Source organism: Dyella sp. S184, from assembly GCF_009766065.1.
GTDB lineage: Bacteria > Pseudomonadota > Gammaproteobacteria > Xanthomonadales > Rhodanobacteraceae > Rhodanobacter.
In genome coordinates this window covers 106809-133808 of record NZ_LMUE01000003.1, presented here as the reverse complement: position 1 = coordinate 133808, position 27000 = coordinate 106809, and the positions used below count along the sequence as shown (strand labels likewise).

Here is a 27000-nt window from a genome sequence, read left to right as displayed (position 1 = left end):
GTGGAGCAGGAAAAGGTCGAGCAGGTTCAGAGCGCCGAGGAAGCCCTGGCGCCACCGAGCCAGCGCATGGTGCTGTTGCGCAGGCTGGCCGGACCGTTGCTGTCAGCAGGCATGCTGTGTCTTGCGTTGTGGGCACTGCACCTGCTGGCCAGAGAAGTGAACTATCACCAGGTGCGGCATTACGTGCAGAGCATTTCGCGCGCGCGCCTGCTGCTTGCTGCACTGTTCACTTTGCTCGGCTATGCGGTGATGACGCTGTACGACCGTTTCGCACTGGTCTCGATCGGCCGGCAGTTGTCGTGGCGACGCGTCACGATGATCTCTTTCATCAGTTATGCCTTCAGCAATGCGGTGGGCATGTCGCTGCTGGTCTCCGGTTCGATCCGTTACCGCTTCTATATCCAGAATGGGCTGTCCACCGGTGAGGTGGCCAGGGTGGTGCTGTTCTGCACGACCAGTTTCTGGCTGGGCCTGCTGGCGTTGACCGGTGTGACCCTGGTGTTGGTGCCGCTGCCGCAGGATCTGCCGCTGGCGACATTCAGCCGGCCGCTGGGCATGCTACTGACTCTGCTGCCCTTGATGTGGCTGATTGCCGGGCGCGTGTTTCACCGGCCGCTGCGGCTGTTTCGCTGGCGCATCAACCTGCCGTCGCCGGTCACGGCGTTGCGGCAGATCCTGGTAGGTGCGGTCGACTGGGGACTGGCGGCGGCCGTGCTCTACATCCTGATGCCGGATGAGTTGAACAACGGTTTCGGGCATTTCCTGGCGATCTTCGTGATTGCGCAGATCATCGGCCTGATCAGCCATGTGCCAGGTGGCCTCGGCGTGTTCGAAGCAGTGATGCTGGCCGGCTTCGGCGCCACCGGCAACAAGGAGCTGGCGGCGCCGATCCTTGGTGCACTGGCTGCATTTCGTGTCATCTACTACCTGCTGCCGCTGTGTACGGCGACCGTGCTGATCCTGCAGCGGGAGGCGCGAGGGTTGCGCGAGAAATCCCTGCTGACGCCGTGGTTCACCGGCCTGCTGCCGTCATTCTTCGCCGGCTTGACCCTGGTCTCTGGCGCGGTGTTGCTGTTTTCCGGGGCGACCCGCGCATTGCCCGCGCGCATGGCGATCCTGCGTGACGTGTTGCCGCTGTCGGTGCTGGAGGTGTCACACCTTCTGGCGAGCGTGATCGGCATGTTGCTGCTGATCCTTGCCCGCGGCCTGCAACGCCGGCTGGATGCGGCCTATTGGCTGACCCTGGTGCTGCTGCTGGCCGGCGCGGTGTTCTCGCTGCTGAAAGGCATCGACTACGAAGAGGCGACCCTGCTTACCCTGCTGGCGATGGCGCTGGCGCCGGCGCATCGGCTGTTCTATCGGCGCGCCTCGTTGTTCACGACCAGCTTCTCGGTTGGCTGGATCGCCGCGATTGTGGCGATCCTCGGCTGCGCCGCGTGGCTGGTGGTTTTCAGCTACAAGCATGTCGAATACAGCAGCGACCTGTGGTGGGAGTTCAGCCTCTACCAGGGTGGCGCGCCGCGTGCGCTGCGCGCGCTGGTTGCCGCGGCAGCAGCAGGCATGCTGTTTGCGCTGGCCAGTCTGATCCGCCCGCATAAACTGCAGCATGAGCTGCCGAGCGAGGCGGAGCTGGCGCAGGCGCTGCCACTGATCAAGCAATGCTCCACGGCACAGGCGCATCTGGCACTGATGGGCGACAAGAGCCTGCTGTTCGGCACCGATAACAAGGCCTTTGTGATGTTCGATACCGAGGGGCGCAGCTGGGTGGCGATGGGTGACCCGGTAGGCACCGACGAGGATGCCCGGCGTGAGCTGGTGTGGTCGTTCCTCGAGCAGTGCGAGCGAGCTGGCGGCTGGCCGGTGTTTTATCAGGTGAGCCCGGCCGATCTGGACCTGTATCTGGAAGTGGGCCTGAACCTGCTGAAGATCGGCGAAGAGGCGCGCGTGCGGCTGGACAGCTTCAACCTCGATGGCAAGTCCAAGAAAGTGTTGCGCAACACGGTGAACAAGCTGACACGCGAAGGTCTGCGGATGGAGATCGTGCCGGCGGATGCGGTGGCACCGCTGCTGCCGCGACTGAAGGAAATATCCGACGCATGGATACGCGACAAGAATGTGCGTGAGAAGCGTTTCTCGCTTGGTTCGTTCGACTCACGCTATCTCATGCGCACGCCGATGGCGCTCGTGTGGCAGGGCGATCGGCTGGTGGCGTTCGCGAACCTGTTCCTCAACGAAACGAAGCAGGAGGCTTCGGTGGATCTGATGCGGCACCTGCCCGATGGCCCGGCCGGGATCATGGATTACCTTTTCGTGGAGCTGATGCTGTGGGCGCGCAGCGATGGATACCACTGGTTCAATCTTGGCATGGCACCTCTGGCCGGGCTGCATAACCGACGGCAGGCACCGCTGTGGAACCGCTTTGGCGCGCTGGTGTTCGGTCGTGGCGAGCGCTTCTACAACTTCCGCGGGCTGCAGCGTTACAAGGACAAGTTCGATCCGGAGTGGGAGCCGCGCTATATGGCGGTGCCTGGCGGCATCGCGTTGCCGATGATCCTGACCAACGTGGCCAGCCTGATCTCTGGTGGACTTTCAGGAGTAGTGCGCCGATGAAACGCAGGAGTTGGATAGCGCTGGGCCTGGTGGCTTTGTGCCTGCTGGGCATCGTGCTGGTCTGGAGTCCGTGGTCGCGGGTCAACCTCGAGCAGGTCACCGTGGTGCTTCCGGTAAGCAGCATCAGCGTGGCGCCACCCGCCGGCAAGGGTGAGGTGATGGCCATCATCTATTCCGGCGATGGCGGCTGGGCGGACCTGGACCGGCGGCTGGGCATCGCCTTCATCGATCGCGGCATTCCCGTGCTCGGTGTCAACACGTTCAAGTACTACTGGCGCGAGCGCACGCCGGAGGAGTCGGCGCAACAGCTCGATGCGCTGATGACGAAATATGCCACCGTGTGGGGCAAGAAGCGGATATGGCTGGTGGGATTCTCGTTTGGCGCTGATGTGCTGCCGACCATCATCGACAAGCTCAGCGCGGCCAATCGCGCACGGATCACCCAGTTGGTGCTGTTGTCGCCAAGCCGCGATACCACCTTCGAGATCGAGCTCGAGGGTTACATGATCAAGCAGGGCTGGTTCAAGGAACACGTCAAGACGCTGCTGCAATACATCAACCCGATCCAGCATTACGACACGATGCCGCCACTGCAGGCCATGCAGAACCAGCCGCCGACGGTCTGCTACTACGGCCTGGATGACAGCGACGACAGCATCTGCAGCGAACCGAGCCTGCCGACCTGGGTGAAGGTGCATGCCAAGAAAGGCGACCATCATTTCGACGGTGGTTATCAGCCGCTGGCTGCGCAGATGCTGCAGGAGCTGCCGGCCGCTGATAGCACTAACTGAATGGCTGATACCCGTTCTTGATCCGCTGGCGCATTATGGGCGACCACGGCCGGGCACGGTGTCTGGTCGCCACGTCAGCGAGGAGACTTCCATGTTGGATTGGCTGGGTTATCGCAAGGAACTGATCGGGCGCATCGGTGAAATCGGCAAGCTGAGTCCGGATACTCTGAGGGGTTACCAGACCCTGTCCGGCGCCGGCGAAAAGACCGGTCATCTGGACGCGAAGACGCGCGAACTGATCTCGCTGGCGGTGGCGGTAACCACTCGCTGCGATGGCTGCATCACTGTGCATACCGGTGAGGCACTGAAGCACGGAGCCACCCGCGAGGAAATCGCCGAAGCGCTCGGTGTGGCGATTGCGATGAATGCCGGCGCCGCGATGGTGTATTCGGCGCGGGTCATGGATGCGGTCAACGCGCACAGCGGTAGCTGAGGCGACACAACAGGCAGCCGTTATTGGCAGGTACTGAGCTGGCGTCTGCCTGTCATGCGGATCGGTTCGTGACGTCTGCCGCCAACGTCATTCTGGCTCCTTCAGCGCGCGGTCCCGGCGACATGTCGCAAGCGGTTTGGCGCGTGCTGCGGTGATGCGCACAACTTCGTGCGTGCGCGCAGAGACCACGGCGTCGAGGCAGGCGCAGCCATGTCCGTGATCACCGCTATTGGTGATCACCCACTGCGTGTCGCTGAATGTGGGCCATTCGCCTGAAGCCTGGTGGCCGCCCTGGATACCGATCACCCATTCGCCGTCACGGTCGATTAGCGAGGCGTTGCCCGGTGTCGGGTTGTCAAACCAGCCGCAGCGGGTTTGGGTCTTGGTGGGCGGGTACTGTGCCTGCGCCGTGGATGCGAACAGCACGGCGCACAGCAGGATCGGCAGAGCTTTCCAGTGGTTCATGGCTTTCCCGGTGGCGTCATGCGAATCGAATTTCGACCGGCGTGCTGCAGTGTTGGTGCCGGATGGCCGGATCATGCCACGACTACTACGGAGCGGCTCGACGCACGGGTGTCCGGGCTGGCAGCCACGTACAATGCCGCCACTGTGTGATGCTTGAAGAGATGACGTGACTGCTGCCGGTTTTTTCGCGGCCGCGCCGGATGCGGCGCTGGCGGCCCTGTTTGTTCCGTTCGAATCGGCAGAGTTGCGACTGCCGGCGGACGGCCGCGTGCTGTTCCTGCGTGCGCGGGCCGGCGTGCGTCTGCGTGAAATGGCCCAGCCCGGCTGGTTGTGCGAGCAGAGCTTCATGCCGTTTGCCGACGAGCTGGGCCGCAATGGCCTGCGCGTGGGCGAGCCGGCTGCCGATGAAGTATTCCCCCTGGTGCTGGTGTTGCCGCCGCGGCAGCGCGACGAGGCGCGCGCGTTGTTCGCCCGTGCGCTGCGCCACACGGCGCCAGGCGGTACGGTGCTGGCGTCGATGCCGAATACCGAAGGCGCGAAGTCGGGTGAGGCAGATCTGGCGAAACTGACCGGCGCCGCGCAGCACTTGTCGAAGCACAAGTGCCGGGTGTTCTGGAGCACGCCGAACGCAGCCGGGGCGGATCAGGCATTGCTGGCCGAATGGCTGGCGTTGGATGCGCCGCGTGCAATCGTCGACGGCTACGTCAGTCGTCCTGGACTGTTCGCCTGGGATCGCATCGACCGTGCCTCGGCGCTGCTGGCCGCGCATCTGCCGGATGATCTGCAGGGTCGCGTGGCCGACCTCGGTGCCGGTTATGGCTATCTCGCCAGCCAGGTCATCGCGCGCTGCCCGAGGGTCAGCGCGATCGATTTGTACGAGGCCGAGGCGCGTGCGCTGGAGCCGGCGCGGCTCAATCTGGCCAGGGCGCAGCGTGAATGCGGGCGCGAACTGAGTGTCGCGGTGCATTGGAATGACGTGACTCGCGGCCTGCCGAAGCGTTACGACGCCATCGTCAGCAACCCGCCGTTTCATCAGGGACGTGCTGATCTGCCGGAGCTGGGCCGCGCCTTCATCACAAGCGCAGCCGATGCGTTGCAGCCGGATGGTCGGTTGTGGCTGGTGGCGAACCGGCATCTGCCGTATGAGGCGATACTGACGGCACGTTTTCGTGAAGTACGCAGTGTGGTGGTGCAAGAGGGTTTCAAGGTGATCGAGGCAAATGGAGTGCGGCAATGAAACTGGTCAAACTTATCGCGAACCTGGGCTATGGCAGCCGCAAGGATGTAACGCAGTTGTTCCGCTCCGGCCGCATCACCGATGCCGATGGTGAAGTGCTCTACACCGATGACGTGGTGGCGTATGAAAGTATCCGCGTCGATGACGAACCGCTCGATCCGCCGGTCGGCCTGGTGCTGATGTTGAACAAGCCGTTTGGTGTCACCTGCTCACGCAAGGATCCCGGCCGGGTGGTATATGACCTGTTGCCGCCGCGCTACAACGTGCGCACGCCGGTACTGTCCAGCGTGGGCCGACTCGATCGTGATACCACGGGTTTGCTGCTGTTCACCGATGACGGTGCCTTGCTGCACCGGATCATTTCGCCGAAGGCACAGGTGGCCAAGGTCTACGAGGCTACGCTGGCGCAGGATCTGCGCGGCGACGAGGGCGCGTTGTTCGCCAGTGGCACGATGCTACTGGAAACCGAAAAGGAGCCACTGGCACCGGCCGTGCTCGAGGTGCTGGGTCCGCGCCATGCCCGGCTCACGGTCACCGAGGGCCGTTATCACCAGGTGCGGCGCATGTTCGCCGCCGCGGGCAATCACGTCGAGACGCTGCGACGCATTTCCGTTGGCGGACTCACGCTGGGCGAATTGCCCTTGGGCGAGTGGCGTGCGCTTGATGTCGACGAGATCGCGTCAATTTTCAGCAGCGCTGCCTGAACCCGGGGGGCCGGGTTACAGCAGATGCACCGCGGTAGGAATCGTGTCACCGAACCACTTGTGTCGTTCGTCGCGGCAGCTCGGGCTGCCCATCGCATACTTGCGGCAAATGGCTGGACGATCCTCGTAGATCGTGCAGCCGGATGTATTGGGATTGACGGCGACGCACCAGCCGTCCTCGCCCTTGGCCAGGGTTTCCATGCCGCGTTCGTCGCGATGGATCAGCCATTCCGGCACATGATCCTCGGGCATCAGAACCACGGTGAGGCGACAGCAGACCGCCTCGCAGGTCGTGCATTGCACGCTCGGGTCGACGCTTTCCGCGTAGGGATCGGGGAGGATATTCACTCGCCAGCATGACAGCATCGCCCGGCGCGAATGTGAACTGCGCGTTGCGAATGAGTGTGTTCAGTCCTTCGCGTCGCGCCACAACGCCTGCCAGCCATCGGTGCCCAGCCGTTGCAGTGTCTCGATATTGCGCCGGTAGATGCTGTCGGTATCACTCATCGCATCCATCGCGCGCTCGATGCTCGATTCGCGCAATAAATGCAGCGTAGGGTAGGGCGAGCGGTTGCTGAAGTTCTCGATGTCGTCCTTCGCGCTGTTGGCAAACTGGTAGTCGGGGTGGAAGCTGGCCACCTGCCATTCGCCTTCCAGCCCCAGCGTCTGCACCGCGGCATCGGCCACATCGAGGAAGTCGTTGTAGTCGAGAAAATCCGTCAGTACAAACGGATGGATCAGCAGGCCGGTTTCGCATTCGTCCGGCGTCAGCGCGTTGAGCGATTGCAATTCACCGCACAAGTCGTCCAGCAGCGCATCGGTATCGCGCGCCTGGCTCACCCGCAGGCGCAGCTTGCCCTGCACATGCGGCGCGCGGGCGAACGGGCACAGGTTGAGACCGATCACGGCCCGTTCCAGCCACAGCGTGGTGGCGGCGAGGTAGGGTGCATCCTCGGGCAGCGCATCGGCATTGAGGTTGCTGGGTGTCGGGGTATCGTTCATGCGGCTCTCGCGGTGGCTGGCGGCGCCGACTATAACGCCATGTGGTTTAGCTGCCGCGCTCTTGCATGAAGTACTGCGCGCCCGGATATAGGATCAGTCTACCCAGTCGCGTCGTGCCCCCATGTTCAAACTCCACTTCGACAACGCCTTCGTCCGTGACCTGCCCGGTGATCCGGAGCAGGGCGCGCGTCTGCGCCAGGTCGAGGGCGCACTGTACTCACGGGTTGATCCCACGCCGGTCGCCGCACCGCGTGTGCTGGCGTATTCGGCCGAGATGGCGGCGACGCTGGGTTTCAGCGAGGCCGAGATCGCCACACCGGAATTTGCGCAAGTGTTTGGCGGCAATGCCCTGCTGGACGACATGCAGCCGTACGCAGCGAATTATGGTGGCCATCAGTTCGGCAACTGGGCCGGTCAGCTCGGCGATGGACGGGCGATTTCATTGGGTGAGACGATCAATGCTGCCGGCGAGCGCTGGGAACTGCAGCTGAAAGGCGCTGGACTGACACCGTATTCGCGTGGGGCAGACGGGCGCGCGGTGCTGCGCTCGTCGGTGCGCGAGTTCCTGTGCAGCGAGGCGATGCATCACCTCGGCGTGCCCACCACCCGTGCACTGAGCCTGGTCGATATCGGCGAGCCGGTCGTGCGTGACATGTTCTACGACGGCAACGCCGCAGCGGAGCGCGGCGCAATCGTCTGTCGCGTGGCGCCCTCATTCATCCGCTTCGGCAATTTCGAGCTGCCTGCATCGCGCGGCGAAACCGCACTGCTGAAGCAGCTGGTCGACTTCACCATTCGTCGCGACTTCCCGGAACTCGGTGGCCAGGGCGAGGCGCTTTATGCGGAGTGGTTCGCGCAGGTATGCGAACGCACTGCGACGATGATCGCGCACTGGATGCGCGTGGGTTTTGTGCACGGTGTGATGAACACCGACAATATGTCGATCCTCGGCCTCACCATCGACTATGGCCCTTACGGTTGGGTCGACAACTACGATCCGGAGTGGACGCCGAACACCACCGACGCACAACGCCGCCGCTACCGTTTCGGCCAACAGCCGAACGTGGCGTGGTGGAACCTGAGTCGCCTCGCCGGCGCCCTGGCGCCAATGTTTGCCGGCGTCGAACCGTTGCAGGCTGGGCTGGATCGTTACGCAGCGGCTTATGCCGCCGCCGATCGCACGAATATCGCCGCCAAGCTCGGCCTGGTCGAGTGTCGCGATGACGATGTGGTGCTGATGCAGTCGCTGCAGTCGCTGATGCAGCACGCCGAGATCGACATGACGCTGTGGTTTCGCGCGCTGGCCGATATCGATGTGCAGACACCGACGCTTGAGCCGCTTAACGAGACGTTTTACGACGAGGCGAAACGACGCGCGGCTGAGCCGGTACTCAACGACTGGCTGCTGCGTTATGTCGCGCGGCTTGCCGCGGACCCGCTATCAGTTTCGCAACGCCGCGAACAGATGCGTACGGCCAATCCTCGCTATGTACTGCGCAATTATCTGGCGCAGCAGGCGATCGATCGGGCCGAACAGGGCGACCCCGGCGGCGTCGCCGAGCTGCTCGACGTGATGCGCCACCCGTATGACGACCAGCCCGGTCGCGAGGCGTTCGCGCAGAAGCGCCCGGACTGGGCGCGGCACAAGGCCGGTTGCTCGATGCTCTCGTGCAGCTCGTGAACCGGGAAGCACAAAGGCCGGCATGGCCGGCCTTTGGTTTTCAAAAATGGTGCCCTCGAGACGATTCGAACGTCCGACCTGCCCCTTAGGAGGGGGCCGCTCTATCCAACTGAGCTACGAGGGCAGCGGCGGGATTTTCGCATGGATCCCGCGCTGGCGCGATCCGGCCGGCTTTAATCAGGAAGGACCGGGCGGCCTGCTAGAATGAGCGTTTACCCGCCTTCCTCACGGCGCCCGCGGGCGCCACGCAAGTCCAGGAGACATCCATGTCGCATGCAATCCTCCAGGCTCTGGGCCTTCACGGCGACCAGTCCGGTACGTACCTCGGCCAGGGCGAGTGGTCGAAGACCACCGACGCTGGCGTGCTGAAGCCGGTGAATCCGGCTACCGGCGACGTGCTCGGTACCGTGCATGCCTCCAGTGCTGCCGACTATGAAGTGATTGTCAAGCGTGCGCAGGAAGCTTTCAAGATCTGGCGTACCACGCCGGCACCGCTGCGCGGTGAAGCAGTGCGCCTGTGCGGTGTAGCACTGCGCGAGCACAAGGATGCACTGGGTTCGCTGGTTGCGCTGGAGATGGGCAAGATCAAGCCCGAGGGCGACGGCGAAGTACAGGAGATGATCGATATCGCCGACTTCGCGGTGGGCCAGAGCCGCATGATGTACGGCGCCACCATGCACTCGGAGCGCCCGGGCCATCGCATGTACGACCAGTACCACCCGCTGGGTCTGGTTGGCATCATCAGCGCGTTCAACTTCCCGGTCGCGGTGTGGGCATGGAACTCGTTCCTCGCCACCATCGCCGGCGACATCTGCATCTGGAAGCCGTCGCCGAAGACACCGCTGTCGGCAATCGCCACCATCCGCATCTGCAACGAGGCGCTGAAGGCTGGCGGCTTCCCCGACCTGTTCTTCCTGTTCAACGATGCCGGCACCGAGCTGTCGCAGGGCTTCGTCGACGACAAGCGCATCCCGCTGATCAGCTTCACCGGTTCGACCAAGGTCGGTCGCATGGTCGGCGAGCGCGTGGCGCAGCGCATGGGCCGCTCGCTGCTGGAGCTGGGCGGCAACAACGCGATCATCCTCGATGAAAGTGCCGACCTGAAGCTGGCGATCCCGGGCATCGTGTTCGGCGCCGTCGGCACCGCCGGCCAGCGCTGCACCACCACGCGCCGCCTGTTCGTGCACGAATCGATCTACAAGAACGTGCTGGAGACCCTGGTCAAGGCGTACAAGCAGGTCGAGGGCAAGATCGGCGATCCGAACCTGTCGACCACGCTGATGGGGCCGCTCAACAGCCCGGAAGCGGTGCAGGGTTACCTTGCCGCGGTCGAAAAGGCCAAGGCCGCGGGCGGCACGATCGCCACCGGCGGTGCAGCGCTGACCGACCGCAAGGGTAACTTCGTGCTGCCCACGATCGTCACCGGCATCGCAAACTCGCACGAAGTCGTGCAGACCGAAACGTTCGCGCCGATCCTCTACGTGATGCCGTTCAAGACGCTGGACGAGGCGATCGAGATGCAGAACGACGTGCCGCAGGGCTTGTCCTCGTCGATCTTCACCAACAACCTGCGCGCGGGCGAGCAGTTCCTGTCGGCAGCTGGTTCGGATTGCGGCATTGCCAACGTCAACATCGGCACCTCGGGTGCGGAGATCGGCGGCGCGTTCGGTGGTGAGAAGGAAACCGGCGGCGGTCGCGAGTCGGGCTCCGATGCATGGAAGGTCTACATGCGCCGCCAGACCAATACCATCAACTATTCGGACTCGCTGCCGCTGGCACAAGGCATCAAGTTCGACCTGTAAGCGATGCAATACGGTCACGGGCAGTTCGCTGCCCGTGACCGTTGGCAAGACGTGTCGGCACCTTCGTAACCCACATAGCGAGTGCAGCGGCGATGAGCTATCAACCTGCGTATCAGCCAGTTCCACGTACCAGCTCACTGGCGATCGTGAGCCTGGTGTTCGGCATCCTCAGCTGGTGTCTTTTGCCATTTATCGGCGCGATCGTGGCTGTCATCTGTGGCCACATGGCGCGCGGCGAGATCCGTCGCGCCCCCGCTGGCACGGCCATCGAGGGTGATGGCATGGCGATTGCCGGCCTAATCCTGGGCTATGCGCATCTGGTCCTGGTCATGCTCGCGGTGATGTTTGTGCTTGGTGTGCTCTTCCTCAGTCTCGGCGCGCACTGGCCTTGGCACTGGCATTGAGCCCATGACGCCGACGTCGCTGTTCCCGCCTTTTGATTTTCACGGTTACCGCGTGGTGGTGGCCGGCGGCAGTCGTGGTATCGGCCGCAGCATGGCGCTGGCGTTTGCGCAGAGTGGTGCCGCCGTGTCGATCTGTGCTCGCAGTGCGGATGCACTCGAACTGACCCGGCAGGAAGTCGCTGGGCATGGAGTCACCGCGCACGCGCAGTCGTGCGACCTGGCCAGCGCCGCGGCCATCGAGGGCTATATCGCGAATGCCGCCAGCGCGCTCGGTGGCATCGACGTGCTGGTCAACAACGCCAGCGGTTACGGCTTCGGCGACAACGATGAAGCGTGGCTGGCTGACTTCAATGTCGACCTGATGGCCGCGGTGCGCGCTTCGCGAGTGGCGCTGCCGTATCTGGAAAAGTCGGCACACGCCAGCATCCTGCACACCAGTTCGATCGCGGCATTGCGACCGCGAGCTGCTGGTCCGTCCTACGCAGCGATGAAGGCTGCGCTGAGTCACTACACCACGTCACAGGCGTTGGCACTGGCTGCGCAGCGGATTCGCGTCAACGCGATTGCCCCCGGCTCGATCGATTTTGCCGACGGCATGTGGGATCGCTGCAAGCACGAGGATCCGGCGCGCTATGCCGCCGTACTGGCAAAAATCCCGTTCGGCCGCTACGGCACGCCGGAAGAAGTCGCATACGCCGCACTGTTCCTCGCCTCGCCGTGGGCTGGCTGGATCACTGGACAGACCCTGGCCGTCGATGGCGGCCAGATGCTCAATGGCTGAGTGAAGCGGAGTTGATGACATGAGCGACCTGCATTCCACTGCGCGTTTCAGCGATCGCGTCGACGACTACGTGCGCTACCGGCCGGACTATCCAGTGGCGTTGCTTGAATGGCTACAGCGCGAGCTAGGCGTCGATCGTAGTTGGCGGGTGGCCGATATCGGCGCGGGTACCGGCATCTCGTCGAAGATGTTTCTCGATGCCGGTTATCGCGTGACGGCGGTGGAGCCGAACGCGCCAATGCGCGCGGCGGCCGAACAGTGGCTGCATGCCTACGATGGATTTCATGCGGTCGACGGCACCGCGACTGCAACGGGACTTGCCGATGCCAGCGTGGATCTGGCCACAGTGGCGCAGGCGTTCCACTGGTTCGACGAGGAGGCGACGCGGCGCGAGTTCTCGCGCATCCTGCGGCCAAGCGGGCTGGCAGCGATCTGGTGGAATTCGCGCCGGCTGATCGGTACGCGCTTTCTCGAAGGCTACGAAGCGCTTCTGCAGGCTTATGGTACTGACTACACCAGCGTCGCCGAGCGTTATGCGGACGATGCGCGGATGCACGCCTGGTTCGGTGACGGTTATCGTGGCAGCGCTAGCTTCGAGCATGGCCAGCGGCTGGATTTCGAGGCCCTGCGCGGAAGGCTGATGTCCTCGTCCTATGCGCCGCAGGCCGGTCATCCCAAACATGAGCCGATGCTGCATGCGCTGCGCGAACTGTTCGACGCCTGCGCCGAGCACGGCACGGTAAGCTTCGATTACGACACCCGCATCTTTGCCGGACATATGGCCTGATCCATGTACGACTACCTGCGTCCGCTGCTGTTCAAGCTCGATCCTGAAACCGCGCATCACGTCACCCTGTACGGGCTGGGCGTGGCCCAGCGCAGTAATTTCGCGCAGTGGATCGCCAAGCCACCGGCGGATTTGCCAACGACGGCATTTGGCATCACGTTTCCGAATCCGGTCGGGCTCGCTGCTGGACTGGACAAGAATGCCGAACACCTCGACGCGCTCAACGCGCTCGGGTTCGGCTTCATCGAAGTCGGCACGGTGACGCCGCTGCCGCAGCCGGGCAACGACAAACCGCGCATGTTCCGACTGCCGCAGCACGAGGGAATCATCAACCGGCTCGGCTTCAACAATGGTGGTGTCGAGGCCCTGGTGCGCAACGTGCAACAGTCCGGCTATCACGGCGTGCTCGGCATCAACATCGGCAAGAACAAGGACACGCCGAACGAGAAGGCTGTCAACGATTACCTCACCTGTCTCACTCGCGTGTACGAACACGCCAGTTACATCACCGTCAATATTTCCTCACCGAATACCCAGGGCCTGCGCGACCTGCAGGAAGAAGCCATGCTGCGCCGCTTCATCTCGGTCCTGCGTGAGGCGCAGGAACGACTCGGTTCGCAGCATGGCCGGCGCAAGCCGATGCTGTTGAAGATCGCGCCGGATCTCACCGAGGCCGAGCTGGATGCGATTGCCGAAGTGCTGCTGAGTACCGGCATCGATGGCGTGATCTGCAGCAATACCACGATCGACCATGCCGCCGTCGCCGACGATCCGCGTGGTGGCGAAACCGGCGGCTTGTCCGGCAGGCCGCTGTTCGAGCGCTCCACCGCGGTATTGGCCGGCATGCATAAGCGCCTGCAGGGGCGCATTCCGTTGATCGGCGTGGGTGGCATCCTTGAAGGCAGTAATGCGGCTGAGAAGATCGATGCAGGCGCCTTGCTGGTACAGGTCTATTCGGGCCTGATCTACCGTGGGCCGCATCTGATCGGCGAATGCGTCAACGAGCTCCGCCGCCAGCGCGAGGCTGCAAATGTTGCCTGAACGCACGGACATGGGCGGCTATACGCTCATCGAAAACGCCTCGCTGGCCAACCGCAACACGTTGCGCGTGGCCGCAAGGGCGAAGCTGTTGGCGGAGATCCGCGATGCCAGCAAGTTGCCCGAGCTGCTCGACTTTCCCGCCGTGCGCAACGGGCGTTTGCTGGTGCTGGGCGAGGGTAGCAACGTGCTGTTCACCAACGATTTCGACGGCACGGTGCTGGCGATGGAAACCCGTGGCGTCCATGTCGAGACGCTTGCCACAAGTGGCGTCCATGTCGAGACGCTTGCCACAAGTGGCGTCCAAGTGGAAAGCGATGGCGACAGTGCACGCATCGCCGTGGCCGCCGGCGAGCGATGGGACGACTTCGTGCGCTGGACCCTGGGCCAGGGCTACGCCGGCCTGGAAAACCTGATCCTGATACCCGGCACCGTTGGTGCTGCACCGATCCAGAACATCGGTGCCTATGGTTGCGAAGTGGCTGAGTTCATCGAAAGTGTGGAAGCATGGGATATCCGCGAACGTCGCGTGGTGACGCTCGATCATGCGACCTGTGCGTTCGCTTATCGCGACTCGCTGTTCAAGCATGAGCCCGGCCGTTACATCGTCACCGCCGTGCGCTTCGTGCTGCCGCGCAGCCGTCCGCTACGCACCGACTACGCCGGCATCAACGAGCAACTGGCACGGATGGGCGTGGACAAGCCCGCACCGTTCCACGTGGCCGAAGCTGTGGTGCACTTGCGCACCAGCAAACTGCCTGATCCGATGGTGATCGGCAACGCGGGCAGCTTCTTCAAGAATCCGATTCTCGACGCTGCGCTGGCGGATGCACTCAAGCGCGAACATGCCGGACTGGCTGCGTGGCCGCAGCCGGACGGCCGTTGCAAAGTATCCGCCGCCTGGATGATCGAGGCCGCCGGTTTCAAGGGTGTCCGTGAAGGTGATGCCGGCATCTCCAATCGGCATGCGCTGGTGCTGGTCAATCATGGGGAGGCGACAGGGCCGCAACTGTGGGCGCTGGCGCAACAGGTGATACACGGGGTACGCGAAAAATTCGGCGTTGCGCTGGAGCCAGAGCCGGTAGTCATCGGCGCACTCTGAAACTTCCCAATGTCGTCATTCCGGCGCAGGCCGGACTCGCTTGCAATAGCGAGGCTGGCAATTGCTGCATCATGGCGATGCTCGTCAGCCGTGATGCCGTCGTTGTGACGCAATCCCGGCCTGCGCCGGGACGACGACAAAAACGGGTTGGTCCGAGGCTTGTCGAAGTCATACTCGCAACAAATCTCAGGCGTGAGCCCGCTTCTCGATATTGGGCAAAAACACCGTAATCAATCCCATCAACGGCAGATACGCACACAACCGGTAGACGTACTCGATGCCATGCGCATCCGCCAGCCCGCCGAGTACGGCGGCACCGATGCCGCCCATGCCGAACGCGAAGCCGAAGAACAAACCGGAGATCATGCCGACCCGGCCAGGAATCAGTTCCTGCGCGTAGACCAGGATCGCCGAGAACGCCGAGGCCAGGATCAGGCCGATGATCACCGTCAGCACGCCGGTCCACATCAGGTTCGCGTGCGGTAGCAGCAGGGTGAAAGGCGCCACGCCGAGGATCGATACCCAGATCACCCACTTGCGTCCGATGCGGTCGCCGATCGGGCCGCCGATCAGCGAGCCGGCGGCCACCGCGAACAGGAACACGAACAGATGCACCTGTGCGCTTTGCACCGAGAGGCCGAACTTGTGGATCAGGTAGAAGGTGTAATAGCTGCTGAGGCTGGCCAGGTAGAAATACTTGGAGAAGATCAGCAGGCCGAGGATTGCCAGTGCACCGATGATCTGGTTGCGCGACAGCGCCACCACGGTCAGATGTCGCGCCGCCGACTTGCTGCGCGCGACGTGATGCTGCGCATACCAGCGGCCAACCTGTAGCAGCACCACGATCGCCAGCAGCGCCGCCAGCGAGAACCACGCTACGCTGCCGCGCCCGTACGGCACGATGATCCACGCAGCCAGCAGCGGTCCCAGCGACGAGCCGGTGTTGCCACCGACCTGGAACAGCGACTGCGCCAGGCCATGTCGGCCACCCGAAGCCATCCGCGCCACCCGCGAGGATTCCGGATGGAAGATGGACGAGCCGGTGCCGACCAGTGCGGCGGCTACCAGCAGGATCGGAAAATTCGGCGCCACCGCCAGCAGCAACAGGCCGCACAGGGTGAAGCCCATGCCCCCCGGCAACGAATACGGCATCGGCCGGCGGTCGGTGACCATGCCGACCAGCGGTTGCAGCATCGAGGCGGTCAGCTGGTAGGTCAGGGTGATCAGGCCGACCTGGGCAAAGCTCAGGTGGAAATCGCTTTTCAGGATCGGATAGATCGCCAGGATCAGCGACTGGATCATGTCGTTGAGCATGTGCGCGAAGCTGATGCCGCCAAGCACGCCGAAGGCGGTGCCATCGGCGTGCTGCACTGGAGTCGTCATCGGTTGAATCGGCAAACTTGCCTCGTCGACGCGGGTATCCATGGAAAACTCTCGGGGATAGGGAAGTCTCTGGCGCGTATTGCACCGCCAAGACCGTCACTTTAGAGTGGGTGGCGTCGGCCCGCATGCATCAGTGGGTCAAATACTGTCGAATTCGGGCCAACTCCCGTTTACCATGCGCAATACACGCGTCACCCACTACGAAGACACCCCGCGCGATGTCGTGATTACCGGCAACGACTATCTGCCGCATTACGTCTTGCCCCGGCACGCCCACAAGCGCGGCCAGCTGCTGTACGCGGCCACCGGCGTGGTCACGGTGATCACCGACGAAGGCAGCTGGGTGGTACCGCCGCGCCGCGCGTTGTGGATTCCTGCCGGGGTCGCGCACGAGGTGCGCATGAGCGGTGCGGTGTCCACCCGCAGCGCTTATGTGAGGGATAAGGCTGCCGGGCAGCTGCCGCCGCATTGCCGTGTGATCGGGGTTTCGCTGCTGCTGCATGCCTTGCTGCTGGAGGCGGTGGATCTGCCGGCCGAGTACACGCTGGATGGTCGCGACGGCCGGGTGATGGCGCTGCTGCTGGACGAGATCGCCGTGATGCCGGCGCTCGCGTTGAATACGCCGCTGCCGCGTGATCCGCGGCTGGCCCGCCTGTGCCGCGCCCTGATCGCGGCGCCGGCATTGGAAATCGACATCGACGCGATGGCGCACAAGGCCGGCATGAGCCGCCGCAGCTTCACCCGTTTGTTCCGCCAGCAGACCGGCATGAGTTTCAGTGCATGGCGCCAGCAGGCCTGCCTGCTGGCCGCGCTGACCCGGCTGGGTGGTGGCGAATCGATCACCCAGGTCGCGGTCGATCTGGGTTACAGCAGCGCCAGCGCGTTCACCGCGGCGTTCCGGCGGGTCCTTGGTGCCGCGCCCAGTCGTTATCTGGCGTTGCGCGAGCGCATCGCTCACACCGGTGCCGACGTGTGAGCGCGCGCGCGAATGGCGGCGATCGTAAGGCCTGCCGCCCCGGTCACCGGCCTGTCAAAGTGGGATGCCAAGCTGAGCAGGCCCTGAGTTCGCCCTGTCATATCACCGCGACCATGCAGACAGCGGGTTACCATGCCTGTTGATATAACGGTCTCCCGGACGCACGACCTTCCTGACTGGATCATGGATTTGTACCAATGAACAGCCGCATCATCCGCGATAGCTTGCCCGCCGACGCCTCTGCGCCCGCCGCCAACGATGCGTTGCCATCCGCAGCGCCGACGGTGGATCTCGGCGACAACCGGCTGTACATCCACCGCGAGCTGTCGCAGCTGCAATTCAACATCCGTGTGCTGGATCAGGCGCTGGACGAGCGCACGCCGCTACTGGAGCGACTGAAGTTCCTGTTGATCTTCTCGCGCAACATGGACGAGTTCTTCGAGATCCGCGTCGCTGGTCTGAAAGGCCAGGTCGCACTGGATCACGAGCTGATCGGGCCGGATGGCATCTCGCCACGCCGCGCGCTGGCCGAGATCAGCGAGATCGCGCACAAGCAAATCGAACGGCAGTACGCGATCCTCAACGAGCGCATCCTGCCGGAACTGGTTGCGCACGGCATCCGCATCGTCCGTCGCACTCAGTGGACGCACAAGCAGAAGCTGTGGGTGCGTCGCTATTTCCGCGAGGAAGTGGCGCCGCTGATCACGCCGATTGGGCTCGACCCGACCCATCCGTTCCCGTTGCTGGTCAACAAGAGCCTGAACTTCATCGTGCGGCTGGATGGCGTCGATGCGTTCGGCCGCGATTCCGGCCTGGCGATCGTGCCCGCCCCGCGCGTGCTGCCGCGATTGATTCGCTTGCCGCAGGAAATCTGCGAGGGTGGTGACAACTACGTACTGCTGTCCTCGATGATCCATGCGCATGCGGAAGAACTGTTTCCCGGCATGCAGGTGCTCGGCTGCTATCAGTTCCGGTTGACCCGCAACGCCGACCTCACGCTCGATCCCGAGGACGTCGAGGATCTGGCGCTGGCGCTGCGCGGCGAACTGTACTCGCGCCGCTTCGGCGACGCGGTGCGACTGGAGGTGGCCGACAATTGTCCTCGAGATCTGGCTGACTATCTGCTCAAGCAGTTCGGTCTGGCAGAGTCGGAGCTATACGAGGTGAACGGCCCGGTGAACCTGGCACGCTTGTTCCGCATCGCCAGTGAGGCGGGTTATCCGCAGCTGCAATATCCGCCGTTCACTCCGGTGCTGCCCAAGGCGCTCAAGCACGTCGAGGATCTGTTCCAGGTGATCAGCAAGCAGGACGTGCTGCTGCTGCATCCTTATGAATCGTTTTCGCCGGTAGTGGATTTGCTGCGCCAGGCGGCGAAGGACCCGCAGGTGCTGGCGATCAAGCAGACCTTGTACCGCACCAACGCGAATTCGGAAATCGTCGATGCGCTGGTCGACGCGGCGCGTGCCGGCAAGGAAGTGACGGCCGTAGTCGAGCTGCGCGCGCGCTTCGACGAGGAGTCCAACCTCACGCTCGCCTCGCGCCTGCAACAGGCTGGTGCGATGGTGATCTACGGCGTGGTCGGCATCAAGACACACGCCAAGCTGATGCTGATCCAGCGTCGCGAGGGCAGCGAGCTGGTGCGCTACGCACACATGGGTACCGGCAACTACCACACCGGCAATGCGCGGCTGTATACCGATTACAGCCTGCTTACCTCGGACGAGGCCTTGTGCGAGGACGTGCACAAGCTGTTCAGCCAGCTCACCGGCATGGGCAAGGTACTGCGCATGAAGAAGCTGCTGCATGCACCGTTCACGCTGAAGAAGGCGCTGCTCGAGCTGATCGCGCGCGAGACCGCGCATGCGGCGGCAGGCAAGCCGGCGCAGATCATCATCAAGGTCAATGCACTGACCGAGCCGAAGGTGATCCGCGCGCTGTACAAGGCCAGCATCGCCGGCGTGCAGATCGACCTGATCGTGCGCGGCGTCTGCTGCCTGCGTCCCGGTATGGAAGGTGTCTCCGAAAATATCCGGGTGCGTTCGATCATTGGACGCTTCCTCGAGCACAGCCGGGTCTACTGGTTCGCCAACGACGGCGATCCGCAGATGTACCTGTCCAGCGCCGACCTGATGGAACGCAACCTCGATCGCCGCGTCGAGAGTGCGTTCCCGATCGAAGGCAAGAAGCTGCAGCAACGCGTGCACAACGCGCTGGGACTTTACCTCGCCGACAATACCAGTGCGTCGCTGCTGCAGGCCGATGGCCAGTACCTGCGCCCACCCGTGGCCAAAGGCGAGCCTGCGCGCGACGTACAGGCCGAGTTGCTGGAAAAACTGTGCGGGACCGTGGGCGCCCGCGGCTGATGGCAAATCAGGCAAGCCTCACGCTGCGATAGCGCCGGCGCGTCAGGGTACGACGGAAGGCGGTGAGCTGGATGCCACGGCCGTAGCTGCAACATTGCGCGCACGACGACGCAGGCGGTATTCGGTGCGGCCCACATACCAGGTGCCGACAGCCACCATCAGGGCGAGCAGATACCAGGTAATCAGGTAGACGAGATGATTGTTGGGGAAATCAATCACCGTCAGACCGCCTTCGGGCCATGACGCGTTGCTGCCGGACGCGCCGGTCAGGGCGGCATCCGCATCGACGAAGTAGGGCGCGACACTGGTCAATCCGCGGGCGGCAGCGATCGCCTGCACGTCACGCGAATACCAGCGATCATGCGCAGGGTCGTTATGGCGCAGGAAGGCATACGTCTCGGGCATGCGTAACAGCCCGTTGACCGTCGTTTCGCCGGTCGGCCCTGCGGCACACCGTCCCGTGCGGCCACACCAGTCAGTTGGCACGAAGCCGCGGTTGACCAGGACTGTGGTGCCGCCTGCGGTGCGCAAGGGGGTGAGTACCCAGAAGCCGTTGCCCGCATCCGTACTCGCCCAGACCAGGGTCTGGCGATCGTGCAGGAAAACACCGGTCAGGCGCACATGCAAGTACTCGTCCGTGGCGGCGGTTACTTGCGACCACTGCTCAGGCCCAGGTGCCGCGGTCGCCGGTGCATGCACCCGCTGGTCAACCCGGGCGATCAGATCGAGCTTCCACGCGCGGCGTTCGACTTGCCACGTTCCTAAGGCGACGAATCCGAAGAACAGCACAGCCGCAAGGATCACCAGCAGGGTCAGCGCAAACGGGCCACGCGGACCACGCTCGGCGTCATCCGGCGATCGCGCGTTTGCTACCGGGGGCATGGTCCAGCGGTGACCGTACTGCGCTTTCGCAAGATCAAGGCAGGTTCCTTGGATCCTGCATCATCGACGGCATCATGTTGTGGTTGAGGTGGTACATGATCCAGATCGATCCGCTCAGCGTGATCACGACCAGCACCAGCGTGAAGATGAGCGCCAGCATGTTCCAGCCGCCCTGCGACTTGGTGTCCATGTGCAGGAAATAGATCACGTGCACGACGATCTGCACCGTGGCAAAAGCCAGCACCACGATGGCCGTCGTGCTGGATTTTTCGAACCCGCCGCTCATCACCAGCCAGAACGGGATGATGGTCAGGATGGCAGCAAGCACGAAGCCGGTGAGATAGCCCCGCAGCGTGGCATGGCTGGCACCATCGTCATGGTCATGCTCGTCATCATGGCCGTGCTGGACATCGGTGTGCGCGCTCATGGCAACACTCCCATCAGATAGACAAAGCTGAACACACCGATCCACACCACATCCAGGAAGTGCCAGAACATCGACAGGCACATCAGCCGGCGCTTGTTGGCGGAAATCAGACCCTTCTTGCGGATCTGCACCATCAAGGTAACCAGCCAGACGATGCCGAACGTCACGTGCAGTCCGTGCGTGCCGACCAGGGTAAAGAACGACGACAGGAAGGCGCTGCGTTGCGGTCCGTCGCCCAGCGCGATCAGGTGCGCAAATTCGCGCAACTCCAAGCCGATGAAGCCGGCGCCGAGCAAGCCCGTAACCGCCAGCCAGATCAGCGTCCCGCGCTGACGGTTGCGCTGCATCTCCAGCATGGCAAAGCCGTAGGTGATTGACGACAGCAGCAGCAACGAGGTGTTGACCGCCACGGCGGGCAGTTCGAGAACCTCCGCGCCGGTGGGGCCTCCGGCGTAGCTTCGGCCCAGCACGCCGTAGGCGGCGAACAGGCAGGCGAAGATGAGGCAGTCGCTCATCAGGTACAGCCAGAAGCCCAGCAGCGTGCCGTTTTCAGGATGATGTTCTTCCGCCACGTAGAAGCGGAGTTCTTCGGGCGCACCGGCATCGCCGGTCATGGCGAGTGATGTATCAGACATGGCTGGCTAACTGCTCCGTACGCAACGCCTCGACGCGGGTCACTTCGTCGGCCGGGATGTAGTAATCACGCTCGTAGTTGAAGGTGTGGCCGATCGCCACCACCAGCAGTGCGAGGAACGACAGCGCGACCAGCAGCCACATATGCCAGATCATGGCAAAGCCGAACACCATGCTGATGCCGGCGAGGATGATGCCCGCGCCGGTATTCTTCGGCATGTGGATGGCGAGGAACCCGTCCACTGGCCGGCGGTAGTTGTGCTGCTTCATCTGCCACCACGCGTCGGTGTCATGGATCTGCGGCGTGAACGCGAAGTTGTATACCGGCGGCGGCGAGGACGTGGACCATTCCAGCGTGCGGGCATCCCACGGATCGCCGGTGTGGTCGCGCAACGCTTCGCGCCGACGGAAGCTGACATAGAACTGGATGAGCATGCACAGGATACCCAGCGCGATCAGGACGGCGCCGAAGGCCGCGATCTGGAACCAGATCTGCAGCGACGGATCGTCAAAGTGGCTCAGGCGTCGCGTCACGCCCATCATGCCGAGCACGTACAGCGGCATGAAGGCGAAATAGAAACCGGTCACCCAGAACCAGAACGAGCACTTGCCCCAGAACGGATCGAGCCTGAAACCGAATGCCTTCGGGAACCAGAAATTGATGCCGGCAAACAGGCCGAACAGCACGCCGCCGATGATCACGTTATGGAAGTGCGCAACCAGGAACAAGCTGTTGTGCAGGGCAAAGTCCGCCGGCGGCACTGCCAGCATCACGCCGGTCATGCCGCCGAGCGTGAACGTCACCATGAATGCAATCGTCCACAGCATCGGCACTTCGAAAGTGATGCGGCCGCGGTACATGGTGAACAGCCAGTTGAAGAGTTTCGCACCCGTGGGGATCGAGATGATCATCGTGGTGATGCCGAAAAACGAATTCACACTGGCGCCCGAACCCATCGTGAAGAAATGGTGCAGCCAAACGAGATAGGCCAGTACCGTGATCACCACCGACGCGTACACCATCGAGGCATAACCGAACAGGCGCTTGCGACTGAAGGTGGGGACCACCTCGGAAAAAATGCCGAACGCAGGCAGGATCAGGATATAGACCTCCGGGTGACCCCAGATCCAGATCAGGTTCACGTACATCATGGCGTTGCCGCCAAGCACCGTGGTGAAGAAATTGGTGCCCACGTAGCGGTCCAGTGCCAGCAGGGCGAGCACGGCCGTCAGTACCGGAAACGCGGCAACGATCAATACGTTGGTGCACAGCGCCGTCCAGACGAACATCGGCATCTTCATCAGGCGCATGCCGGGCGCACGCATCTTCACGATCGTCACCAGCAGATTGATGCCCGACAGCAAGGTGCCGACGCCGGCAATCTGCAGCGCCCAGATGTAGTAATCCACCCCGACATCCGGACTTTGCGCGATGCCGGAAAGCGGCGGATACGCCAGCCAGCCGGTGCGCGCGAATTCGCCGACGAACAGCGACATCATTACCAGCAGCGCGCCGGCGGTAGTCATCCAGAAGCTGAAATTATTGAGGAACGGGAACGCCACATCGCGCGCACCGATCTGCAGCGGCACCACATAATTCATGATGCCGGTGACCAGCGGCATCGCCACGAACAGGATCATGATCACGCCGTGCGCGGTGAAGATCTGGTCGTAGTGCTCCGGCGGCAGATAGCCCACCGAATGGCCGAAGGAAATGGCCTGCTGCAGGCGCATCATGATCGCGTCGGCAAATCCGCGCAGCAGCATCACCAGGCCGAGCACGATGTACATGATGCCGATCTTCTTGTGGTCGATGCTGGTGAACCACTCGCGCCACAGATAGCCCCACAGACGGAAATATGTCAGCGCGCCAAGCACCGCCACGGCACCGAGCATCACCGCGATGAAGGTCCACAGCAGGATCGGCACATGCAGCGGGATCGCGTCCCAGGTAAGACGGCCGAAAATCAGCGTGGTGAGGTCGGGGGACTTAGACATCGTGGGTACCGGAACGTGGAGCACAGCGCAAAAGGTCGGGAAGGCATGTCATAGCGGACGACTCGCAGGCATGGCGGCTGTGGTATCGGCCTCGCTGGCAGAGGAGTGCCCGGTGCTGTCCTTCGCCGACGTCATCGTGCTCATCGGGTGTTCGCTCATCGCAGGCATGTTGTTAGCAGCACCGGCGCTTGGGGCGGCCATGCCGTCGATGCACACGGCATCCGGGCGCACGCAGCCATCGACGATCGTCTCGAACAGCCCTGGCGCCACGCTGGCGTAGCGGCTTACCGGGTCGTTCTCGCTGGGATGGGCAAGCTCCAGGTACTGCTCGCGATTCAAGGCCCCCCCCGCCTTCGCCTGCTGGACCCACTGCGCGAATTGGTCTTCGCTCATCCCGCGGAACGTGAAGCGCATGCCGGAAAAGCCCGCGCCGCTGTAATTGGCCGAAAAGCCCTCGAAGTCACCGGGCTTGTTGATGACCGCCTGCAGCTTGGTTTCCATGCCGGGCATGGCGTAGATCTGGCCGGCCAGGGCCGGGATGAAGAACGAATTCATCACGGTCGAGGCGGTTATCTTGAACTCGATCGGCCGGTCCACCGGCGCCGCCACCTCGTTCACCGTGGCGATGCCTTGTTCGGGATAGATGAACAGCCACTTCCAGTCGAGCGCGACCACGTCGACGGTCAGCGGCTTGACGCCTGTTGGCACCGGATGCCCCGCGGAGAGGCGATCGAGCGGGCGGTACGGGTCCAGCTTGTGCGTGCTGACCCAGGTCAGCGCCCCCAGTGCAATGATGATCAGCAACGGCGCCGACCAGATCAGCAACTCGAGCATGGTGGAATGATCCCATTCCGGATCGTAAGCGGCGGCCTTGTTGGACGCCCGGTAGCGCCAGGCGAACAGCAAGGTCAGCGCAATCACCGGCACAATGATGATCAACATCAACAGCGTGGAGGTGACGATCAGGTCGCGCTGCTGCAGCGCGACGTCACCAGAGGGCGACATGAGCACGGTATTACAACCCGTCAGTACAGCAACGGCAGGCAGTAACAGCCCGCGGAGAGCCTTGATGGACATGACCGGCGACGGAACCAGAGGGGAGAGCGCTGAAAAGGTACGCCGATCCGTGCGCGACCGGAAGAGGACATTTTGTCCCATGGTCGCGGAGACGCCACGGTGCGATGCTATGCGCGCCACGTCCTCATCCATCCCCGAGTAACGACGATGTCGAGCACATTTCCGGAACATCACCCCTCTTCGCCCGGCGTCATCGCGGACGGCGTCAGGCCTCTTCATGCGGACCATGCGCAAGTCGCGCCGGGCGAGATCGCTATCGGCGTCGTGATTGGGCGGGCCTCCGAATATTTCGATTTCTTTGTGTTCGGGATTGCCTGCGTGCTGGTCTTTCCCTCGGTGTTCTTCCCGTTCGAGACCCGTCTGGACGGCATGCTGCTCTCGTTCGTGATCTTTTCGCTGGCGTTTATCGCGCGCCCGATCGGCACCACGCTATTCATGTCATTGCAGCGACGCTGGAGTCGCGGCACGAAGCTCACCGCAGCGCTGTTCCTGCTGGGTACCGCGACGGTGGGCATGGCATTTCTGCCAGGTTATGAGGCACTCGGCGGCCGCGCCATCGCGCTGCTGGCGATTTTCCGTTTTCTCCAGGGTGTGGCACTGGGCGGCTCCTGGGATGGCCTGCCGTCCCTGCTGGCCCTGAACACCCCTCCCGGGCGCCGTGGCTGGTACGCGATGCTGGGTCAGCTGGGTGCACCGATCGGTTTCATGATCGCCAGTGCGCTGTTCCTGTTCCTGCACACCAACCTCTCCAGCGACGACTTCCTCGACTGGGGCTGGCGCTATCCCTTCTTCGTCGCGTTCGCGATCAACGTGGTGGCCTTGTTCGCGCGTCTGCGCCTGGTGGTGACCGAGGAATACACCAAGCTGCTGGAAGAACGCGAACTGGAGCCGATCGGCTTCATCGAAATATTCCGCGCGCAGGGCTACAACATCTTCCTCGGTGCCTTCGCATCGTTGGCGAGCTATGCGCTGTTCCACCTCGTCACGGTCTTTCCGTTGTCGTGGATCGTGCTGGGTACAACGCAATCCGTCGACAATGTGCTCGTGGTGCAGATCGTCGGCGCCGTGGTAGGTATCCTCGGCACGATCGCCTCCGGATTCATCGCCGACCGCATCGGCCGGCGCACCACGCTCGGTTCGCTGGCCGTCCTGATCGGTATCTTCAGCCTCTTCGCACCCTGGCTGCTGGGGGGCAGCCGCGCGGCGCAGGACGCGTTCATCCTGGTCGGATTCGCGCTGCTGGGTCTGTCGTATGGCCAAGCGGCCGGCAGTGTCACGTCGAATTTCGGGCCCCGTTTCCGCTATACCGGCGCCGCGCTGACCTCCGACTTCGCTTGGCTTATCGGCGCCGGATTCGCGCCGCTGGTCGCACTTGGGTTGTCATCCCGGTTCGGGTTGGTGGCCGTGAGCGCTTACCTGCTTTCCGGTGCGGCTTGCACGATGGTGGCGCTGCGGGTCAATCGTGCGCTGGCGGAGCGCGACTGACACTGCGATCGCCGTGCCCAGTTGCGATGCCAAAGCTTAAGCGTTGTCGGCCTCGTGCCGTCACTACATTTCTCTTGTCATGAATACACTGAACGGATCTTCCACGTAGTCAGCAAACGGGCCGCAAGCCTTGAACCCAAAACTGGCATAGAGGCGGTGAGCCGGTGTGAAGGCCTCGGCGGAGCCGGTTTCCAGACTCAGTCGGCGATATGAGCGGCGCTGCGCCTCTTTCAGAATATGCCGCATAAGGAGTGCCGCAACGCCCTTGCGCAGGTGGGACGAGGCCGTACGCATCGACTTGATCTCGCCATGCAGGGCGTCAAGTTGCTTGATCGCGCCACACCCCATCAATTCAGCGTTCTGCCACACCGCCCAGAAGGTGATTTCCGGCTGACGCAGGGCATCGAGGTCAAGCGCATGAATACTCTCTGGCGGAGAGTGCAGGGCCATGCCTTGCAAATGCTCGCGCAACAACTGGATAACCGCCGGGCTGCTCAAATCATCTACACGGATTTCCATGGGGTCTGCACCTCAAGCTAACGCTTTGGCTTGAATGATTTGTTAGTCCATATATGTATGCTCAGCCCGTATACGGCCCTTTGACCTCACCCCAACCCCATTTTGGCATTGGTGCATCCTTGTCCGCGGTAGCACCCGGCTGCGAATTGATGACTGCCAAGCGAGAACCCCACTCTAAATAACCGACCAACGCAGAGCGGAACTCTGGATCATCCGGCATGCCAAGCTCGTCCGCTGTTTCCAGCAGTAGCCCCACCCAGCGTCGCCTCTGATCTTGACTTAGGTGGCGGTTGAGATGTTGCTGAATCATGTGCGGATGACCGCCATGCTGTGTGGAGTACGTGTCTGGACCGCCAAAGACCTCTGCTAGAAAAGCGGCGACGTGACTCGGATGATCTGCGCCCATGTGCGCAAAGATAG

26 protein-coding genes and 1 tRNA gene are annotated in these 27000 nt (G+C 63.0%); 15 read left to right on the top strand and 12 right to left on the bottom strand.

What is annotated here, in order from left to right:
- The 3 genes from mprF (at position 1) to GSQ75_RS08110 (ending at position 3834) form a co-directional block, all read left to right on the top strand.
- Complete coding sequence (gene mprF / locus GSQ75_RS08120; RefSeq protein WP_254058499.1) at positions 1-2610, top strand: bifunctional lysylphosphatidylglycerol flippase/synthetase MprF; 2610 nt, start codon at positions 1-3, stop codon at positions 2608-2610.
- Entirely contained in the window at positions 2607-3401 is a 795-nt protein-coding gene (locus GSQ75_RS08115) for an AcvB/VirJ family lysyl-phosphatidylglycerol hydrolase (protein WP_158754057.1), read from the top strand. Before mprF ends, GSQ75_RS08115 begins: the two co-directional genes overlap by 4 nt.
- Before the next feature lie 91 nt (positions 3402-3492).
- Positions 3493-3834: a carboxymuconolactone decarboxylase family protein gene (locus tag GSQ75_RS08110; protein ID WP_158754056.1), complete on the top strand. Its 342-nt coding sequence runs from the start codon at positions 3493-3495 to the stop codon at positions 3832-3834.
- 87 nt (positions 3835-3921) lie between these two features.
- Here GSQ75_RS08110 and GSQ75_RS08105 read toward each other — a convergent pair whose 3' ends face one another.
- Positions 3922-4299 (bottom strand): DUF4087 domain-containing protein, encoded by a 378-nt coding sequence (locus GSQ75_RS08105; RefSeq protein WP_158754055.1) that lies wholly within the window; start codon positions 4297-4299, stop codon positions 3922-3924.
- A 166-nt stretch (positions 4300-4465) separates the two neighbouring features.
- On the opposite strand from GSQ75_RS08105, the gene GSQ75_RS08100 reads away from it, so the two are divergent.
- Positions 4466-5536 carry a class I SAM-dependent methyltransferase gene (locus tag GSQ75_RS08100; RefSeq protein ID WP_158754054.1) on the top strand — a complete coding sequence of 357 codons (1071 nt, stop codon included), beginning with the start codon at positions 4466-4468 and terminating at the stop codon, positions 5534-5536.
- Positions 5533-6240, top strand: a complete 708-nt coding sequence (locus GSQ75_RS08095; RefSeq protein ID WP_158754053.1) for a pseudouridine synthase — start codon at positions 5533-5535, stop codon at positions 6238-6240. The genes GSQ75_RS08100 and GSQ75_RS08095 overlap by 4 nt, the downstream gene beginning before the upstream one ends.
- A 15-nt stretch (positions 6241-6255) precedes the next feature.
- On the opposite strand, the gene GSQ75_RS08090 is transcribed toward GSQ75_RS08095, so the two are convergent.
- Together GSQ75_RS08090 and GSQ75_RS08085 are read right to left on the bottom strand one after the other, a co-directional pair.
- Positions 6256-6588, bottom strand: a complete 333-nt coding sequence (locus tag GSQ75_RS08090) for a YkgJ family cysteine cluster protein (RefSeq protein ID WP_158754052.1) — start codon at positions 6586-6588, stop codon at positions 6256-6258.
- 60 nt (positions 6589-6648) lie between these two features.
- Complete coding sequence (locus tag GSQ75_RS08085; RefSeq protein WP_158754051.1) at positions 6649-7242, bottom strand: DUF1415 domain-containing protein; 594 nt, start codon at positions 7240-7242, stop codon at positions 6649-6651.
- 121 nt (positions 7243-7363) lie between these two features.
- Here GSQ75_RS08085 and GSQ75_RS08080 point away from each other — a divergent pair, with 121 nt between their 5' ends.
- On the top strand, positions 7364-8923 hold the full coding sequence (locus GSQ75_RS08080; protein WP_158754050.1) for a YdiU family protein: 1560 nt from the start codon (positions 7364-7366) through the stop codon (positions 8921-8923).
- Positions 8924-8970: 47 nt separating this feature from the next.
- On the opposite strand, the gene GSQ75_RS08075 is transcribed toward GSQ75_RS08080, so the two are convergent.
- Positions 8971-9047 (bottom strand) — tRNA-Arg (locus tag GSQ75_RS08075).
- A gap of 142 nt (positions 9048-9189) precedes the next feature.
- Here GSQ75_RS08075 and GSQ75_RS08070 point away from each other — a divergent pair.
- From GSQ75_RS08070 to murB, 6 genes are all read left to right on the top strand, one after another.
- Positions 9190-10725: an aldehyde dehydrogenase family protein gene (locus GSQ75_RS08070; protein WP_158754049.1), complete on the top strand. Its 1536-nt coding sequence runs from the start codon at positions 9190-9192 to the stop codon at positions 10723-10725.
- A gap of 92 nt (positions 10726-10817) precedes the next feature.
- Complete coding sequence (locus tag GSQ75_RS08065) at positions 10818-11129, top strand: DUF4190 domain-containing protein (RefSeq protein WP_158754048.1); 312 nt, start codon at positions 10818-10820, stop codon at positions 11127-11129.
- A gap of 4 nt (positions 11130-11133) precedes the next feature.
- Positions 11134-11910 (top strand): SDR family oxidoreductase, encoded by a 777-nt coding sequence (locus GSQ75_RS08060; protein ID WP_158754047.1) that lies wholly within the window; start codon positions 11134-11136, stop codon positions 11908-11910.
- A 19-nt stretch (positions 11911-11929) separates the two neighbouring features.
- Positions 11930-12697, top strand: a complete 768-nt coding sequence (locus GSQ75_RS08055; RefSeq protein WP_158754046.1) for a class I SAM-dependent methyltransferase — start codon at positions 11930-11932, stop codon at positions 12695-12697.
- Between the two features lie 3 nt (positions 12698-12700).
- The gene (locus GSQ75_RS08050; RefSeq protein ID WP_158754045.1) at positions 12701-13738 is read left to right on the top strand and encodes a quinone-dependent dihydroorotate dehydrogenase; all 1038 of its coding nucleotides are present in this window, start codon (positions 12701-12703) and stop codon (positions 13736-13738) included.
- 10 nt (positions 13739-13748) lie between these two features.
- Positions 13749-14837 (top strand): UDP-N-acetylmuramate dehydrogenase, encoded by a 1089-nt coding sequence (gene murB, locus GSQ75_RS08045; RefSeq protein ID WP_158754515.1) that lies wholly within the window; start codon positions 13749-13751, stop codon positions 14835-14837.
- A 186-nt stretch (positions 14838-15023) separates the two neighbouring features.
- Here murB and GSQ75_RS08040 read toward each other — a convergent pair whose 3' ends face one another.
- Positions 15024-16262 (bottom strand): MFS transporter, encoded by a 1239-nt coding sequence (locus tag GSQ75_RS08040; protein ID WP_158754044.1) that lies wholly within the window; start codon positions 16260-16262, stop codon positions 15024-15026.
- 133 nt (positions 16263-16395) lie between these two features.
- Here GSQ75_RS08040 and GSQ75_RS08035 point away from each other — a divergent pair, with 133 nt between their 5' ends.
- Together GSQ75_RS08035 and ppk1 are read left to right on the top strand one after the other, a co-directional pair.
- A complete protein-coding gene (locus tag GSQ75_RS08035) occupies positions 16396-17196 on the top strand; it encodes a helix-turn-helix transcriptional regulator (protein ID WP_158754043.1) in 801 nt (266 codons plus the stop codon).
- Between the two features lie 197 nt (positions 17197-17393).
- The gene (ppk1, locus tag GSQ75_RS08030) at positions 17394-19559 is read left to right on the top strand and encodes a polyphosphate kinase 1 (RefSeq protein WP_158754042.1); all 2166 of its coding nucleotides are present in this window, start codon (positions 17394-17396) and stop codon (positions 19557-19559) included.
- Positions 19560-19601: 42 nt separating this feature from the next.
- On the opposite strand, the gene GSQ75_RS08025 is transcribed toward ppk1, so the two are convergent.
- From GSQ75_RS08025 to cyoA, 5 genes are read right to left on the bottom strand one after another with little or no spacing between them, the layout of a single operon-like run.
- Positions 19602-20441: an SURF1 family protein gene (locus tag GSQ75_RS08025; protein ID WP_158754041.1), complete on the bottom strand. Its 840-nt coding sequence runs from the start codon at positions 20439-20441 to the stop codon at positions 19602-19604.
- Positions 20442-20475: 34 nt separating this feature from the next.
- The gene (gene cyoD, locus GSQ75_RS08020; protein WP_158754040.1) at positions 20476-20868 is read right to left on the bottom strand and encodes a cytochrome o ubiquinol oxidase subunit IV; all 393 of its coding nucleotides are present in this window, start codon (positions 20866-20868) and stop codon (positions 20476-20478) included.
- Positions 20865-21482, bottom strand: a complete 618-nt coding sequence (cyoC, locus tag GSQ75_RS08015; RefSeq protein WP_254058519.1) for a cytochrome o ubiquinol oxidase subunit III — start codon at positions 21480-21482, stop codon at positions 20865-20867. Before cyoC ends, cyoD begins: the two co-directional genes overlap by 4 nt.
- A gap of 13 nt (positions 21483-21495) precedes the next feature.
- Positions 21496-23499, bottom strand: a complete 2004-nt coding sequence (gene cyoB / locus GSQ75_RS08010) for a cytochrome o ubiquinol oxidase subunit I (protein WP_158754038.1) — start codon at positions 23497-23499, stop codon at positions 21496-21498.
- A 48-nt stretch (positions 23500-23547) separates the two neighbouring features.
- Entirely contained in the window at positions 23548-24696 is a 1149-nt protein-coding gene (gene cyoA, locus GSQ75_RS08005) for a ubiquinol oxidase subunit II (RefSeq protein WP_254058498.1), read from the bottom strand.
- 27 nt (positions 24697-24723) lie between these two features.
- Here cyoA and GSQ75_RS08000 point away from each other — a divergent pair, with 27 nt between their 5' ends.
- Positions 24724-26061 (top strand): MFS transporter, encoded by a 1338-nt coding sequence (locus tag GSQ75_RS08000; protein WP_158754037.1) that lies wholly within the window; start codon positions 24724-24726, stop codon positions 26059-26061.
- A 63-nt stretch (positions 26062-26124) separates the two neighbouring features.
- Here the strand turns inward: GSQ75_RS08000 and GSQ75_RS07995 are convergent, their stop codons facing one another.
- Together GSQ75_RS07995 and GSQ75_RS07990 are read right to left on the bottom strand one after the other, a co-directional pair.
- The gene (locus tag GSQ75_RS07995; RefSeq protein WP_158754036.1) at positions 26125-26580 is read right to left on the bottom strand and encodes a GNAT family N-acetyltransferase; all 456 of its coding nucleotides are present in this window, start codon (positions 26578-26580) and stop codon (positions 26125-26127) included.
- A gap of 61 nt (positions 26581-26641) precedes the next feature.
- On the bottom strand, positions 26642-27000 hold a 359-nt coding region (locus tag GSQ75_RS07990), incomplete at its 5' end, for a group II truncated hemoglobin (protein WP_158754512.1).